We start from the raw sequence: 14,083 nt of genomic DNA on the forward strand, positions 1-14,083 counted from the left end.
GCTGCTTCACCCCGCCGTCGCCCGTTGACCGGTGTCGGGCAGCAGGCGATAGTGGCGCGTGGCCGAAATCGTTCGGCTGATCTTCCAGGGGTGGGGACTCATGCAGGGCAAGGCCGAAGAGATCGATCCGGCGCGCGCGACATCAGCCGAAACAGTGCCCGGGGCGCCCGAATCCCCGCCGGTCCAGGAGTCTCCGGCGGCAGGAGCAGCGCGCGAGGCACACACGGCCTTGCGCGCCCGGAACCTCCCCGCCGCACGGACCCTCGCGCAGTCGGCGCTCGACGTGTACGGCCCCGCCGCCGCGCTCTTCGCCGTACTCGGCCAGGCCCACACGGCCGAGAACGAGGACGACCACGATGACCGTGCCGACGAGGTTTTCCGCCGGGGCCTCGCCCTCTTTCCCGACGACTTGGACCTGCTCGCCGCCCACGCGGAGCTCTGCCTGAACAGCGACCCGTTCGACCGCCCGGCCCGTCACCGCCGCGGCCCGGAACTCACCGCCCGTCTGCGCGAGCTCGCGCCCTACTCCCCCCAGACCACGCGCGCCGAACACGCAGCCGCGAACCGGGGCAGGACCGTCGTCGGAGGTGGCACCAGGCCGCCGTCGCCGGTTCGGGTCCAGAGTCATGACGCCCGTGCGGCGCTCACCGCAGTCCCGGACCGGGCCGAGGCCGCGCGCCTGGCCCGCGAGAAGGCCCAGCGATTCCCGCACGACGTCCGTCTCGCGATCCTCGCCGAGACGCTGACGGCGCTCGCCGCGCCCGGTCGAGGGCTCTTCACTGCCATGGTGAGGGCGCCGCTGGCCGGTCTGTCCGCCCTATCGGTGGGTGTGAGCGCACTGGTGCTCGCGCCGCCGGCCTTCCACCTGCCGTGGTGGACGGGCTTCCTCGGTCTGGTGCTGTGGCTGCCGTTCCGCCTGCTCCGCCTCGTACTGCACGCCGCCCGCCTGCGCGCCGAAACCGCTACGCCTCCCGACCCGATCGCGGCGGGGCAGGCCGCTACGCCCCCGCTGCCTCCCGTCCCGGCGCCGTCACGCCGCGAGACGACAGTGTCCCTGGCCGCGATCGTGCTGGTCGTCGGCGCGGTGGTGGGCTCGGCGGGTTGGTCCTACGTCCAGTACCGCGCGTATCCCCGCTACACGATCTCCGCACCCACCACCTTCCGCGATACACATCTGCTCTCCGACAGCCAGGTCGCTGCAGACATCAGCACCCTGGTGGAGACGGAGAACGCGGACGGCGCGATCGAGCCGTTCACGTATCTCTACGGAAGCGCCGAGGAGGCGGGGGCGGTCCTGGTCATCGGTGCGACCGGCGACTTCCACGACGTCTCGTCGGACTCCGTCCGCTTCTTCGAGGAGGGCCTTCGGTCCATGGGTCTGAGGCCCGGTACCGACGCCTGGGACGCCGATCCCGGCAGACTGGGCGGCTGGCTGAGGTGCGTGCCGTACGAGGAGGGATGGGGCACGGGCGGCTCGCGAGTGGCCTGCTCCTGGGCTGACAAGGGCAGCACGGGCACGGTCACCTTCAACGGGACGGGACTCGATCACCAATACGCCCCCGCCCTGACACGAGCGCTGCGCGAGGCGATTCTCCACCCCTGAGCACCCGCGCGTGGGCTCTTCAGGCCGCGGCCGGACGGCGGGGCTTGGTGAAGGGCCAAGCGGCCAGGCGCCGAACGGCACGATGCGATGCGACCCGAGGAATCGGCCCATGTCGGCCTGGTCTCAGCTGTGTTCAGCAGGTGTCCGACGGTTCGTTGCCGGTGTGAATGAGTAAGAATGGCGGCCATGGCCGGCGAACCCGTGCAGATCCCGATCGATCAGCTTCGTCGTGCTTGGGACGTGGCGCTTCGGCACCTTGAAGCGTCGGCCGGACCCACGGTGACGCTCAAGGAAGACCTCTTCTGGTCTGTCCCAGCCGACGAGCTCTACGACGTCGGCGTCGAGCCGCAGGCCCTCACAATCGGGCAGCTTTCGGAGTCATGGCAGCATCTTGAGGATCTGCTTGCTGACAAGGACCGGGCCGTGGGTTACCACTTGGTGTGGCTTGCCGATGTGATCCGGGCGATCGGCCAGGACGTCCCCTGACAGGGCTGAGGGCTGACGGGTCCCGAGCGGAGCCACAGCCGAAGCGATACAGCGGTCACCGTCCGGTGAAAGACGCAGGCGCGCTTGTCGAACGTCAGAACCGCCGCTACCTGCGGCGGCGCCAGACATTCCGATCCTTCGGGTCGAGGACGCCGCTGCGGTGGTGGGTTGGTACGAGCGCCTGGGCTTCACCAAGCAGTGGGAACATCGCTTCGAGCCGGGGCTACCTGCACTCTGCTGCGGTGGCAGAACGCGTGTGAGTCCGTGGGATCGTGACGACGAGGGAATGCGGCTGCTGCGGATCGTCCGTAGAGGTACCGGTTCGGCGGTAATCGCCGCACGTGACGTCGCCTGATTACGGCACTCGAGCTCGTTGTCAGCGTGACCGTCTATCTTCTGCGCATGACAGAGACAGACGTGGATGCGTTCGGTCGTGAGTGGTCTCGTTTCGAGTCGTGGCTCGTGTCCCACTCACCTGCGGATTACGCCGCCCTACGCAGGCCGACGGAACGGTGGCGGCTCGCCGAACTGGAGTCACGGCTTGGCTTCGCCCTGCACCCGGAACTGAAAGCGCTGCTGGAACTGCACGATGGAGCCGCTCAGCCGGCTGCCGACCCGGGTGCACGCACCGTCCTGCCGATCGGCGCGTTCCTGCCCTTGGGACACCGACTGACCGGGGTGGACGACCTCGTGATGATGTACGACGTCCTCGTGGACGTCGGCGAGGACAACATCGAGGCCGATCTGTGGGAGGAAGAAGCGCTGGCGGTGAATCTGCACCGCTGTGTGCCCTTCGCACTTCCCAATGACGGCGGTGTCGCCTTCGTCGACCACCGCCCCGGACCCACATACGGGCACGTGTATGAAATGGGCATCGGATCGGGGGATCTGGACGGAACGCTGTGGGCGACGAGCCTGACAGAGCTCTTCAGGGCCCTGGCTGATGCCCTGGAGTCGAGCAGCCCTTTCCTGTACTACCTGCCCGCGATCTACGCGGACGAGTCGGGCCACCACTGTCTTGAGTGGGAGATCCGACGCTGAGCGCGGGGATGGCCGTGCCGTCCTCGCCCACGTGCTTCACACGCTCAGCCGCCGGCCTCGGCCGAGCTCCCGCTGCGGAACCCCGTCCCGAGCCAATCCCATCAGCCCCCCCTTGTTCCCGTGGAGCACGCGACCGACGCGCTGCGACGGACCGGTCTCCGCCGGAAACGTTCGCTCCTCCCGCCCGGGAACGCTGCTGCGGCAGCCCGGACCCCTCGGTGGAGGCGGGCGGCCGCAGGGAAGCAGTTTCCCGACGTCAGGAACGGGCCATGAGGGCGGCGAGGCCTGCCCGGGTCGCCACGCCGGTCTTGCGAAACACCCGGGAGACGTGGGTTTCGACGGTACGGGGACTGAGGTAGAGCCTCGCGGCTATCGCCTGGTTGGTGAGGCCCTCCGTCACGAGTTCGGCGACCTCCCGTTCACGTGTTGTCAAGGAGGCCAGCCACGGTGGGGCCGTGGAGGACGTGCGGGGTTCGGACGGCCGCGTCATCTCCGCCAGGCCGATCAGCAGGCCCGCGCCTCCGCCGGTGGCCAGCCCGTGGCCCTGCTCCCACATGGCCGCCCCGCGCGCTCCGAACCCGGCAGCCGTCATCACGGGGGCGGCGAGCAGCAGGGACCGCGCCTCCCAGAACACCGCGCCGGACCGTGCGCATTCCGCCGCCGCCCCGGAGAGCAGCGTGGCCGCCCTGGCGTGGTCGTCGTGGTGCAGTGCGAGCTGTGCCGCGCTCCGCATCGCGGAGGCGCGCTGCACGGGCAGGCCCAGCTGCTCCGCCTCCTTGCGGGCCCGCTCGGACCATGCGGAGGCGGAGTCGACGTTCCCTGTGGCGAGGGCCGCCGTGACGAGAAGTTCCGACAGGAGGGGGCGCATCGAGGGCTGCAGGCCGCGCAGGTCGTCGCCGCCCGCCCGGAGGAGGGCCGCCAGGGCGCGGTGCGGATCGCCGCCGGTGAGCGCCGCGTAGCCGAGCATGCACCAGGCCATGGAAGCCCGCCAGTTGTCGCTCGCCCCCATGGACGCTACGGCCTCCTCGGCGGCCGCCAGGGCCTCCGCGTCACCGGGTGCGGACGCCGCGATGCGCACCTGTGCATTGTTGGCCAGGACGAAGGCGAGCAGTTCGCTGCTGCCGATGCCGCGGGCGATGTCCTCGGCCTCGTCCGCCAGTTCCAGGGCCGACGGCAGCCGGCAGGTCTGGATCCGTACGTGGGCCTTGCAGAGCAGCAGGAGCGGCAGGAGGTAGACCTGGCCGCTGCGCCGGGCGATCCCGAGGCCCCGGTCGGCGTGGCGCTCGGCGTCGGTGAAGCGGCCGAGGAACGCCTCCGCCCAGCCCAGTCTGCCCAGCGGTTCGCACAGCGCCGTGAGGTCGTCGTCGGGCAGACCGTCCAGCATCCCGGCCGCCTGCGCGGCGTACGCGCTCGCCGCGGCCACACCGCCCTCGTACGCCTCGCCGAACGCGGCGACCGCCAGTGCCCCCGCCTCGCCGAGTTCGTTGCCGAGCGCGCGGGCGTCCGCGAGCGTCCGCGCGACCTCGCCCCGCATCTGCGGATAGGGGGCGTTGTGCGGTGCCGACGAGCTCAGTTCGAGGCCGATCGACACCCTGTCGGACGCCGACAGTTCCGGCTGCCTGTTCAGCTCGCGGCGCAGGAGCGCGATCGCCTCGGGATATCTTCCGAGGTGCCGCTCCGTCAGGGCGCACTGCACGACAGCCGACGTCCTGACGCCGGTCTCGTCGGGACCGGCCGTGCTGATCACCTTGTGCAGCAGGTCGCGGCTCTCCCGCAGCCCGCCGGCGACACCGAGTGCGCGTGCGCGCCTCAGCATCAGATCACGTCGCTCGGCTCCGCGTTCCACCGTGTCGGGCAGCAGCCGGAGTGCTGCCCGGAGCCAGTGCGCGGAGATCGTCGGAGCCGTCGACGCGGTCTGCTCGGCCGCCTGCCTCAGTACGGCGTACGCCTGCGGGTCCCACGTGGTCACCGACCGTTCGATGTGCGGGGCCTGCTCGACAGCCGGTGCGCCGGTGCGCGCCAGCTCTGCGGCGGCGGCGCGATGGATCTCGACGTGCCGCCGGGCGGCGGTCGACTCGTGGACCAGGGTCCGGATCACCGGGTGGCGCAACACCATGCGGCCGCCCGGGTCCAGCCGCACGAGGTCACGTCGCGCAAGGGTGCCCAGATCGTCGTCGAGCTCGGCATCGGTACGGCCGGTCGCCCTGCGTATCACCGAGGCCACCGCGTGATCGCCGAGCACGGCGATCGCCTCCAGGGTCCGGTGCTGCGAAGGGGTCAGCGGGGTGAGCTCGTTCAGCAGCAACGCCCCCAACCCGGTGGGCAGTTCGCCGAGACCGTCGCCGGCGGATGCCCAGGAGGACGTACGGCGACGCGCGGCGCCCTCGCGGTGCGCGTGCAGGAGGGAGAGGAAGTAGAGGGGGTTGCCCTCCCCTGCGGCATAGAGCTGCTCGGCCTGGGCGCGCGGCAGATCGTGGGCCAGTCCTTCGACGCACTCCTGTTCCGCGAGAGGCGCCAGTCCTATCCGGAGCACCGCCTCGGTATCGACTCCGCGGGTGAGCGCCGCGGTGAGCGCGGTCGGAGTCTGGCGGTCACGCCGCGCGACGACGAGGACGACCGGGCCGGGTACGGGATGACGGACGAGATGGTCCAGGAGCTCCAGTGACGCCGGGTCCGCCCAGTGCACGTCGTCCAGCGCCACCACCAGGCCGCCCGCCCGGCCGAGCTGCGCCAACAGCCCCGCCAGGGAGCGGTGGAACCCGAAGCGGTCGGCGGTGCCCGGCACCGCTCCGGGGGACGGCACGGCACCACGGCCGCCGAGGATACGGGAGACCGCGTCGAGCATGTCCGGTGCCGCATGTGGCGGGTGGTCGTCCAGATCGGCGAACGCGTCGGCGAACGGATGGAACGGGAGGTGCCGCTCGTACTCCGCCGCCCGGCCGCGCAGCACCGTCACGCCGCGACGCCGTGCGCGCAGGCAGAGTTCCGCCATCAGCCTGCTCTTGCCGATCCCCGCCGCGCCGGTGATGTCGACGAGGGGCGGGCCCCCACGGCCCAGCCGGTCGATCACCGTGTCGAGCAGCCCCAGTTCGGCCGTGCGGCCGACGAGAGGACTCCCACCGTCGTGATGGGTGGCAGCGCCTTCCGGTGCTCCCGCGTGTGTGATGTCTCTACCGAACTCCACGGCATTGTCTATCACGTTGGACGGGCGGTCGTTCGGGAGCCGTACGCACGCTGCGCCCAACCTCTCCGCCGAGGACGCGGGGCCGCACGGAACGATCAGCCATCTCAGCCGAACAGGGCAAGAGCGATCCAGGCGAGGACGCGGACCAGGATTCCGAGGACGAGGGCGGCCATCTCGGCGGCGATGAGGACCAGGACGTAGTCACCGTCGTGGCTCCACGTGCCGTCCCGCGCGCTGGCGCGGAACGACAACGAGAGGGCGAGGAACGGTCCGAGCATGAGCCCGGTGGCGGTGACCCACGTACTCAGGGCGTGGCCCGACAGTTCGTGGGCTCTGCCTCTCACCATCCGCACCTCTACGGTGCTGCCGGGCCTGTGCATCCTGGCGGCCTTGTCCAGAGTGATCTCACGCCGGCGTTCACCCGCAGCACGCGGCGTGTACATGCCGGTGCAGTCGGTGCCGTCCGGATAGCCCTGCAGGTCGGTCGCCTCGTAGCAACGGGTGATACTCAGGGCGCCGTCCACGGGGCCGATGCCCAGGACGGCCGCCAGATGGGGTGCCGGAAGCAGCCATATCAGCCACCCGGCGACGGCGAGGCTGACCACTGCTCCGGTCAGGCCCACCCGCCGCTCCCATGTCCCCGCCTTCTGCGCCACACCGCCTGCCTCCCCTTGCAGGCCGCCGATCACGCAGACCGCCCGTGACAGGTACGGCTCACCGGAACCGACCACCACGCTCCCACCCCTTACGGTGCCGCGCGTCCGTGGTTTCCCTGACGTGCCGCGGATACCCATGGAGAACCGGCAAGCCGCCGCTGCACCGGCGCCGTCGTGGCGGACGCCCGGGTTCCGTGGGTGCGGCGGGCGGGAGCGCAAGTGGCGCCCGCCCACCGCAGGGTGGTCACTGACTCGCGGGCACCGTGTCCTCGAAGGTCGTGCCTGCGGTCCTGTAGGCGGCGACCTTCGTGGCGACCTGGGCCGGGGTCAGCATCTGGTCCTTGATGTGGAGCACGTAGTCGACCTTCTGGTCGTAGGCGCGCGACGTGGTGCTGGTCTGGCCCGCGAGGTCGATGAGCCACTGGTTGAAGTTGATGGACATCGGCCGCTCGGGCAGGTAGCGGGCGTCGTGGCGACCGAACTCCTGGCCGTCGACGTAGTAGGTGATGTTGTTGTTGTCGATGGTGAGGACGAGGTCGTGCCAGCCGGCGTAGCTGGTACGCGACTCCGAGTGCTGGTTGACGGCCTCCCAGGGGTCGGGCCGGTAGGTCTCCCATGAGGTGGTGTACAGGATGTTGGCCGGCTCGCCCCAGCCGCCGTTGGGCAGGTACTCGAAGTCGTACTCGGCGTAGTCGTCCGCCATCGGGGCCTTGAGGTCGTTGATCGTGAAGAACGTCTGCACGATACGGTCGCCGTCGGGACCCGACTTCGGCGCGTCGGAGAACCGCACCCGGGCCGCGTAGGTGCCGTTCTTGAACTTCGTCGCCTTGGTGAGGACTTCGGTGTGCTTCGTCGACTCGGGTGTGCCGGCGGACGAGGTCTCCAGGTTCATGATCGAGTTTGTCCCCTCCTTGGCGAAGGTGACGTTCTGCGGCGCCCAGGTCGCTCCCGGCACTCCTGGCCCTCCCGCGTTGGACCGGACGCTCCAGCCGTGGGCGCCTATCGCCGGATCGGTGTGCGAGGTGTAGTTGAAGTCGTCGAAGAGAGTGGCGCCGCCGGTCGGCGGATCGGTCGGGTCGGGGCCCGGCCCCGGGTCGTTGCCCGCGGGCGCCGTTCCCCATACCGGCGTACCGCCGACACTCGCGGTCACCTTGGACCAGTTGCCGTACGCCGTCTGGGACGGGCCGAAGGAGTAGTCGTCGTTCTGGTTGAGCGGCTGCCAGTTGGAGCGGTGGAAGCGCAACTGCATGTCGCCGGTGTCAGCACCCGGTGCGAGACTGCCGGCGCCGGCGGTGAAGCCGATCTCCAGGTAGCGGTCCGCGGTTGCGGTCGGCTGGGCGAGAGTGCCGAAGGTGCCCGTGATGTTGGCACAGCCCTTGACCGCCCAGGAACAAGCGAAGGTGTACGAGGCGCCCGCGTCGGCCTTGAAGTAATACCGGATCTTGACCTGGCTGAGGGAGACCGGAGCGCTGCCGGTGTTGACGGCCTTGAACCAGGGTTCGACCTGGTCACTGCCGGAGGCGCTCTGGCGGTACTGGACCGCCAGGGACTCGCCGGCGGCGACAGCGGGCGCTGCCGACAGGGTGGCACAGCCGAGGCCGGCCACGAGGGCGGCGGCCAGGGCCGCACGGATCCGTGGGTTGCGTGTTCTCGCGCTCGTGCGGGGGGTGGTCATCTGGTGGTCCTCTCAGGATGAAGGATCGCGGAGGGGGACGACTCGGCACTCCGAGAGCGTCGAGCCGGGTTCTGTGGGGGTGCAGCCGCGCCTGGTGACCGGGCCGTGCCCGGCCGTCCGTCAGGTGGTCAGCCTGTGCGCGCGGCCGGAAGGAGGCTTGGTGTTCGGCATGAGCGGCGGCGGTGAGCACCGGGCGGGAGGAATCGCTTCACAGGAAGGCCGGCGGGGCCGTACGGGTGGGCGAGCGGCTCTACCGTGGGCCTCGGCACGCAGATCGAGGACGCGGCCGCCCTGCGTGCAGTGCGCCGGCCGGGCGTCCTCGGTGATCCATACAGTGAGTGCCTCGCGGCCGGACGCCTGCTCGGAGCCGGACGGCGACGGACCGCCGGCGGTGAGCATGCAGGCGGCCGACGACGCCGCGGCAGTGGGGGTGAAGCGGATATTCACTGGGGTCACCTCGAGAGGGAGTTGACCAGTTGGGCAACTGGACAACGACGTGGCTCGAAGGTGGCATAGACCAATGTGGGCGTCAACCCCCAATGAAATAAGGGTTTTTCAGTAGGCTACGGCGCGGAGTGCGCCTAAACTGCCCTTTACCACTTGACCAGTTGTGGGTGACGAGGGAGAAAGGCAGGAGCCATGGACAGCAGCTCCTCAGGTGCCGTACTCAAGCGTGAGCGGGTCCGGGAGTTCCTCCTCGGCCTGATCGAGGTCCGCCGGCACGGCGACGCCATCCCTTCGGAACGCACGCTCTGCGCCGAACTGGGCGTCTCCCGCCCTACCCTGCGTGCCGCCGTCGACGAACTCGTCGCCACGGGGCAGCTCGTACGCGAGCATGGCCGCGGCATGTTCGTCGCACCCGCCAAGATCACCCAGGAACTCGTTTCCGACGACGCGGCGTTCGCCGTACCCCGCGCAGGCGGCACCTGGTCCAGCAGGCTGCTGCGACTCGACACCATCCGCGCGGGCGCCCGTATCGGGCGTAAACTGCGCATCTCCCCTGCTGCGGAAGTGGTCTACATCGCGCGGCTGCGACTGGTCGACGGGTCACCGATCGCGATCGAGCACCTCCACATCCCTGCCGACCTGGTCCCCTCCCTCCGTCCGCAGGAACTGGAAGCGGGAGACCTGTACGACCATCTGCGCGAGCACCACCAGGTCCACGTCGACCACGCGGTGCAGTCGATCGAGCCGACCGTCGTCAACGAGGCGGAAGCCGGCGTGCTCGACGTGCCCGTCCTCTCACCCGCCCTGCTGATCGAACGCCTCACCACCGACACCGCGGGCAACCCCGTGGAGTACGTGCACTCCGTCTACCGCGGCGATCGCTACCGCATCGTCTCCCGGCTCGCCCTGGGGGCCGCCGCTCCGCGCCCACGCCCCGAGAGCCACCACCCAGGAATCCCTCCGGGCGACTACGCGCACGGGGACATCATCACGTCGTCGACGACAGGGGACGCGCGCTGAGTAGCCGATCCACGTTCGTTGCTCGGGGGTCGAATCGTCGGCCCTGCTGAGACCTGGGATCCGCTGGGTTTGTAACGCCTGCTACATTCCCTGACGTGACGACTGCTGAAGGCCATGCGCGGTGGCTGATTCTCGTGATCAAGCTGCCTGCCGACCCCTCACGGCACCGCGTCGCGGTGTGGCGTGAGCTGCGCAAGATCGGTGCGCTATCGCTCGGGCAGGGCATCTGGGCTGTGCCGGAGGTGCCGGTCTTCGCCGACGGCGTCCGGCGGGCCCTCGAACTCACCTCCGTCGCGGGCGGCCAGGGCACGACGCTCCAGGCCTCCGGCCGTACTGACGAGGACGCGGCCCGCTTCCAGGACATGTTCACCGCCGCCCGCTCCGCCGACTGGACGGAGTTCCTCGCGGACTGCGGCAAGTTCGAGGCCGAGATCGCCAAGGAGATCCGGATCGCCAAGTTCACGCTCGCCGAGCTGGAGGAGGAGGAACAGAGCCTGGAGCGGCTGCGCCGCTGGCACCGGGACCTGACCGCCCGGGACGTGTTCGGCGCACCCGAAGCCGTCGAGGCGGCGGAGCGGCTCAGGCAGTGCACAGACGCCTGCGAGGACTACTCCGAGCGCGTCTTCGCCGCGCTGCACTCCACCGACGAGGACGCATCGTGACCCCTCGGCCCATAGTCGCGGCCGCCCCGAGATCGGCCATGCTGCCGCTGTACGCGGCCGGGTTCACCACCGCGTTCGGCGCCCACGGCATCGCCGCCAACCTCGGCGGCTTCTCCGAGGACGCTGTCACATCCCTCCTCGTCCTCGGTGGGCTGCTCGCTCTGTACGACGGCGCCGAGGTACTGCTCAAGCCCGTGTTCGGCTCGCTCGCGGACCGGATCGGCGGCAAGCCGGTGCTCCTCGGCGGCCTGATCGCCTTCGCGGCCGCCTCCGCGCTGTACGCGATCGCCGACAGCCCTGGCTGGCTCTGGGCGGCCCGCCTCGGCCAGGGCGCCGCCGCCTCAGCCTTCTCCCCCTCGGCCTCCGCACTCGTCGCCCGCCTCAACCCGGCCGCCAAGCGGGGCCGCGCGTTCGGCAGTTACGGCTTCTACAAGTCAATCGGCTACACCCTCGGCCCCCTGCTCGGCGGCGTCCTGGTCTGGGTGGGGGGCCTGCGGCTGCTGTTCACGGTCATGGCCCTGAGTGCGGTGGCCGTCGCGGTGTGGGCGGCTCTCGCCGTGCCCGTCGTGGAACCGCTGCCCCGCAAGCGGCAGACCGTCGCCGACCTCGCCCGCCGCCTGGCCGATGGGTCCTTCCTCGCCCCGACCGCCGCTCTCGCCGCCGCAACGGCCGCGCTGTCCGTCGGCGTCGGCTTCCTGCCCGTCTCCGGAGCCGCGGCCGGGCTGGGCACCGTGGCCACCGGCGCCGCCGTCTCCGTCCTCGCCGCCACCGCCGCCTTCGTCCAGCCCAAGGCCGGGCGCGCCCTGGACGCCGGACGCCTCACCACCCGCACCGGCTTGCTCACCGGACTGCTCGTCACCGCCGCGGGGCTCGCTGCCGCGATGCTCCCCGGCCTGACCGGGGTCCTGCTGGCCGCCGCCCTCATCGGCACCGGCACCGGACTCATCACCCCGCTCGGCTTCGCCGCTCTCGCAGCCTCCACCCCCGAAGAGCGGATGGGCCAGACCATGGGCTCGGCCGAACTCGGTCGCGAGCTCGGCGACGCGGGCGGCCCCCTCCTCGTCGCAGGCGTCGCCACCGTCGCAACCCTCACCACCGGATACGCCGTTCTCGCCGTGCTCCTGGCCGCGGGCCCACTGGTCGCACTCGCGGTCCGCCCGCGCGCCGAGCAAACGCCGCGTTGATCAGGGCCGTAGCGCACAGCACGACCGGCGGACAGCTGGTGACCACCCGGAGTCGGTTACCCCTGCAGCTCCGCCGACTTCCGCACCACTACGTCGGTCGCCCTCATATACCGCTCCGGCTCACCGGTCTGCGCCCGCCCCGACAGCTCTGCGATCTGACTCTGCGCGACCAGCCGGAAGATCAGGGCGCGAATCAGCATCTGGTGCCAGTCGGGTTCGCCGCTGCCACCGGTCGACAGCAGGTCCGGCGGAAGATCGAACCACAACAGGCCGTCTGCGAGCACGATGGCCTCGGCGAACACCGGAGGCCGCCAGTAGGGCGAAAAATCGATCACAGCAGGTGCTTCCTCCGCGGCGAAGAGCACATTGCCCGTGAGATCTCCGTGGATGAGCTGGGCCGTGTCCTGCTTCACCGGGCGCCTCAGCTCCAGCAGGGCCGAGAACGGTGCGGAGAGGTCATCGATCACCTCGATGTCCTGCTCGCCCCACGCGACCCGGTCGGCCACAGCCCAGGGGTGCGTACGGCGAGCAAGAAAGTCGGGCCGGGGCGCCTGTCGCAGGGCAGCGTGGAACGCGCGGCCGGCTCCGAGCACACCGGTCCAGTGCCCCTGCGGGCCAGGCTCACCGGTCAGGAACTCGCCGGCGGTCCAGCCGTCCACGAGCGATCGCCCGTCAGCGGCCCTCAGTGGCAGCGGGACGCGGAAGCCACTGCCTGGCGCCAGTTCCTCGAAGAGGGATGCGGCCCATTCGGCCTCTTCCTCAGCTCCCTCGGCAGGCTTGAACACGAACCCACCGACGAGAGCGCTCCGCCCCTGCCCGCCGGCCAACGGGACAGGAGTGCCCTTCACGCCGAAGGCGTCGAGGACGTAACGGGGCGGGACGGCATCGCTCGGCAGCTCGGTCACGCCAGGCATCCTGCCGACACGACCCGGCCGAGCGCATCTTCATTTCGCCCGGCGCCGGCCTTCACGGGCGCCCACAGAACCCGGTCGGGTGACGTGCGGACACGTACAGGTGACGGGAAGGGCGTATCCGGGCCGCGACTACGTCGGGCGTCGGCGGCGGGCCGCGATGCGTCGGCGAAAGCAACGGCCCCCGCCGACAACCTCAGGCGCCCGCCGAGGACTGGGCATCGGCCGCCGCACGGTAGAGGCGGCGCAGCCTCACCACGCCGAGGTCGTGCTGGTAGAGGTTCTCCCGCTGGTCCGCATCGGCCGGCATCGCCTCCAGCATCACGCGGTCCTGCTCCAGGACGTCCCAGTGGCGCTCCTCGATCAGCGTCCGGTACAGGAAGCGCCAGGAGTCCCGCTGCCAGTCCTGGACCCTGCGGTAGCGCCAGAAGAAGACGCCGCAGCGCTGCTCGTCCACCGGGCAGACCATCCCCACGATGCCGAACGGGCCGCCGGGGCCCGCCGACGGCGGGTACGGGATGGAGAGGTCCACCCAGTCCACGCCGGTGCGGCACAGTTCCACCCAGTCGAAGTTGACTCCGCGCTGATCCGTCTTCTCGAAGAAGTAGCCCCGGCCGGTCTCCCGGATGCGGAACTTCGCCGTCGTGTCGCCGTCGGCCATCGTGTGCGAGTCGTGGTGGAGGAAGGCTCCGTGCATCGGGTCGAGCAGGTTCTCGACGGCGTAGCGCCAGGGGGTGTTCCACTCGGCGTAGCACAGGAACGCGTCCACCTCCGGGTCCGTCAGCGGCTCCGGGAGGGTCAGTTCCGGAGGCTCGGGGTGTTCCTCGTCCCCGAAGTACGCGAGGACCGCCCCGGCGACCTCGCGGACCGGCAGCGAGGTGACGAGCTTCTTGCCCTCCAGGCTGCAGCCGGGCAGGCCCGGGACGGAGGAAACCGTTCCGTCGGACTGGACCTCCACGCCGTGGTACCAGCAGGCGACGCGGTCGCCGAGGTGTTTTCCGAGCGACAGCGGCGCGCCGCGGTGCGGGCAGCGGTCGGCCAGCATGGACAGGACGCCGTCGGAACGGCGGAAGAGCAGCCACTGCTCGCCGAGCGCGGTCACCTTGCGCATCGCACCGGGAGCCACGAAGTGCGAGGGGACGACCGCGTGCCACTGGTTGCGCAGTCCGGTGGCGTAGATGTGGTCCGCGGTGGCGGAGGACGACAGCGTCATG

11 protein-coding genes and 1 pseudogene are annotated in these 14,083 nt (G+C 70.6%); 7 read left to right on the forward strand and 5 right to left on the reverse strand.

All coding sequences use genetic code 11. The features are described from left to right. Positions 1 to 58 precede the first annotated feature (58 nt). The 4 genes and pseudogenes from AB0C82_RS29020 to AB0C82_RS29035 all read left to right on the forward strand — a co-directional run bounded on the left by AB0C82_RS29020 (position 59) and on the right by AB0C82_RS29035 (position 3,130). On the forward strand, positions 59 to 1,603 hold the full coding sequence (locus tag AB0C82_RS29020) for a hypothetical protein (RefSeq protein WP_362847471.1): 1,545 nt from the start codon (positions 59 to 61) through the stop codon (positions 1,601 to 1,603). A 186-nt stretch (positions 1,604 to 1,789) separates the two neighbouring features. After that, complete coding sequence (locus AB0C82_RS29025; RefSeq protein ID WP_362847474.1) at positions 1,790 to 2,089, forward strand: hypothetical protein; 300 nt, start codon at positions 1,790 to 1,792, stop codon at positions 2,087 to 2,089. A 127-nt stretch (positions 2,090 to 2,216) separates the two neighbouring features. Beyond that, positions 2,217 to 2,321 (forward strand): annotated as a pseudogene (locus tag AB0C82_RS29030) (VOC family protein); the annotation flags it as partial. Between the two features lie 170 nt (positions 2,322 to 2,491). Further along, on the forward strand, positions 2,492 to 3,130 hold the full coding sequence (locus tag AB0C82_RS29035; protein WP_362847476.1) for an SMI1/KNR4 family protein: 639 nt from the start codon (positions 2,492 to 2,494) through the stop codon (positions 3,128 to 3,130). 256 nt (positions 3,131 to 3,386) lie between these two features. On the opposite strand, the gene AB0C82_RS29040 is transcribed toward AB0C82_RS29035, so the two are convergent. The 3 genes from AB0C82_RS29040 to AB0C82_RS29050 all read right to left on the reverse strand — a co-directional run bounded on the left by AB0C82_RS29040 (position 3,387) and on the right by AB0C82_RS29050 (position 8,645). After that, positions 3,387 to 6,314 carry an AAA family ATPase gene (locus AB0C82_RS29040; RefSeq protein WP_362847479.1) on the reverse strand — a complete coding sequence of 976 codons (2,928 nt, stop codon included), beginning with the start codon at positions 6,312 to 6,314 and terminating at the stop codon, positions 3,387 to 3,389. 104 nt (positions 6,315 to 6,418) lie between these two features. Further along, positions 6,419 to 7,048, reverse strand: coding sequence for a hypothetical protein (locus AB0C82_RS29045; RefSeq protein WP_362847482.1), 630 nt, complete (start codon positions 7,046 to 7,048; stop codon positions 6,419 to 6,421). Positions 7,049 to 7,214: 166 nt separating this feature from the next. After that, positions 7,215 to 8,645: a cellulose binding domain-containing protein gene (locus AB0C82_RS29050; protein WP_362847485.1), complete on the reverse strand. Its 1,431-nt coding sequence runs from the start codon at positions 8,643 to 8,645 to the stop codon at positions 7,215 to 7,217. 639 nt (positions 8,646 to 9,284) lie between these two features. On the opposite strand from AB0C82_RS29050, the gene AB0C82_RS29055 reads away from it, so the two are divergent. The 3 genes from AB0C82_RS29055 (at position 9,285) to AB0C82_RS29065 (ending at position 11,958) form a co-directional block, all read left to right on the forward strand. Continuing rightward, positions 9,285 to 10,112 (forward strand): GntR family transcriptional regulator, encoded by an 828-nt coding sequence (locus AB0C82_RS29055; RefSeq protein WP_362847488.1) that lies wholly within the window; start codon positions 9,285 to 9,287, stop codon positions 10,110 to 10,112. Between the two features lie 95 nt (positions 10,113 to 10,207). Next, on the forward strand, positions 10,208 to 10,774 hold the full coding sequence (locus AB0C82_RS29060) for a Chromate resistance protein ChrB (RefSeq protein WP_362847491.1): 567 nt from the start codon (positions 10,208 to 10,210) through the stop codon (positions 10,772 to 10,774). 38 nt (positions 10,775 to 10,812) lie between these two features. Then, positions 10,813 to 11,958, forward strand: a complete 1,146-nt coding sequence (locus AB0C82_RS29065; protein WP_362847958.1) for an MFS transporter — start codon at positions 10,813 to 10,815, stop codon at positions 11,956 to 11,958. Positions 11,959 to 12,014: 56 nt separating this feature from the next. On the opposite strand, the gene AB0C82_RS29070 is transcribed toward AB0C82_RS29065, so the two are convergent. After that, positions 12,015 to 12,863: an aminoglycoside phosphotransferase gene (locus AB0C82_RS29070; RefSeq protein WP_362847493.1), complete on the reverse strand. Its 849-nt coding sequence runs from the start codon at positions 12,861 to 12,863 to the stop codon at positions 12,015 to 12,017. Positions 12,864 to 13,065: 202 nt separating this feature from the next. Then, a complete protein-coding gene (locus AB0C82_RS29075; RefSeq protein ID WP_362847496.1) occupies positions 13,066 to 14,082 on the reverse strand; it encodes an aromatic ring-hydroxylating dioxygenase subunit alpha in 1,017 nt (338 codons plus the stop codon). Between the last annotated feature and the right edge of the window lies 1 nt (position 14,083).

The sequence above is a fragment of the Streptomyces sp. NPDC048560 genome (genome assembly GCF_040650955.1).
GTDB lineage: Bacteria > Actinomycetota > Actinomycetes > Streptomycetales > Streptomycetaceae > Streptomyces.

Coding starts and splice junctions, on each gene's coding strand:
- AB0C82_RS29025 (WP_362847474.1), top strand. CDS start 1,790: ATGGCCGGCGAACCCGTGCAGATCCCGATCGATCAGCTTCGTCGTGCT.
- AB0C82_RS29035 (WP_362847476.1), top strand. CDS start 2,492: ATGACAGAGACAGACGTGGATGCGTTCGGTCGTGAGTGGTCTCGTTTC.
- AB0C82_RS29050 (WP_362847485.1), bottom strand. CDS start 8,645: ATGACCACCCCCCGCACGAGCGCGAGAACACGCAACCCACGGATCCGT.
- AB0C82_RS29055 (WP_362847488.1), top strand. CDS start 9,285: ATGGACAGCAGCTCCTCAGGTGCCGTACTCAAGCGTGAGCGGGTCCGG.
- AB0C82_RS29065 (WP_362847958.1), top strand. CDS start 10,813: ATGCTGCCGCTGTACGCGGCCGGGTTCACCACCGCGTTCGGCGCCCAC.
- AB0C82_RS29075 (WP_362847496.1), bottom strand. CDS start 14,082: ATGACGCTGTCGTCCTCCGCCACCGCGGACCACATCTACGCCACCGGA.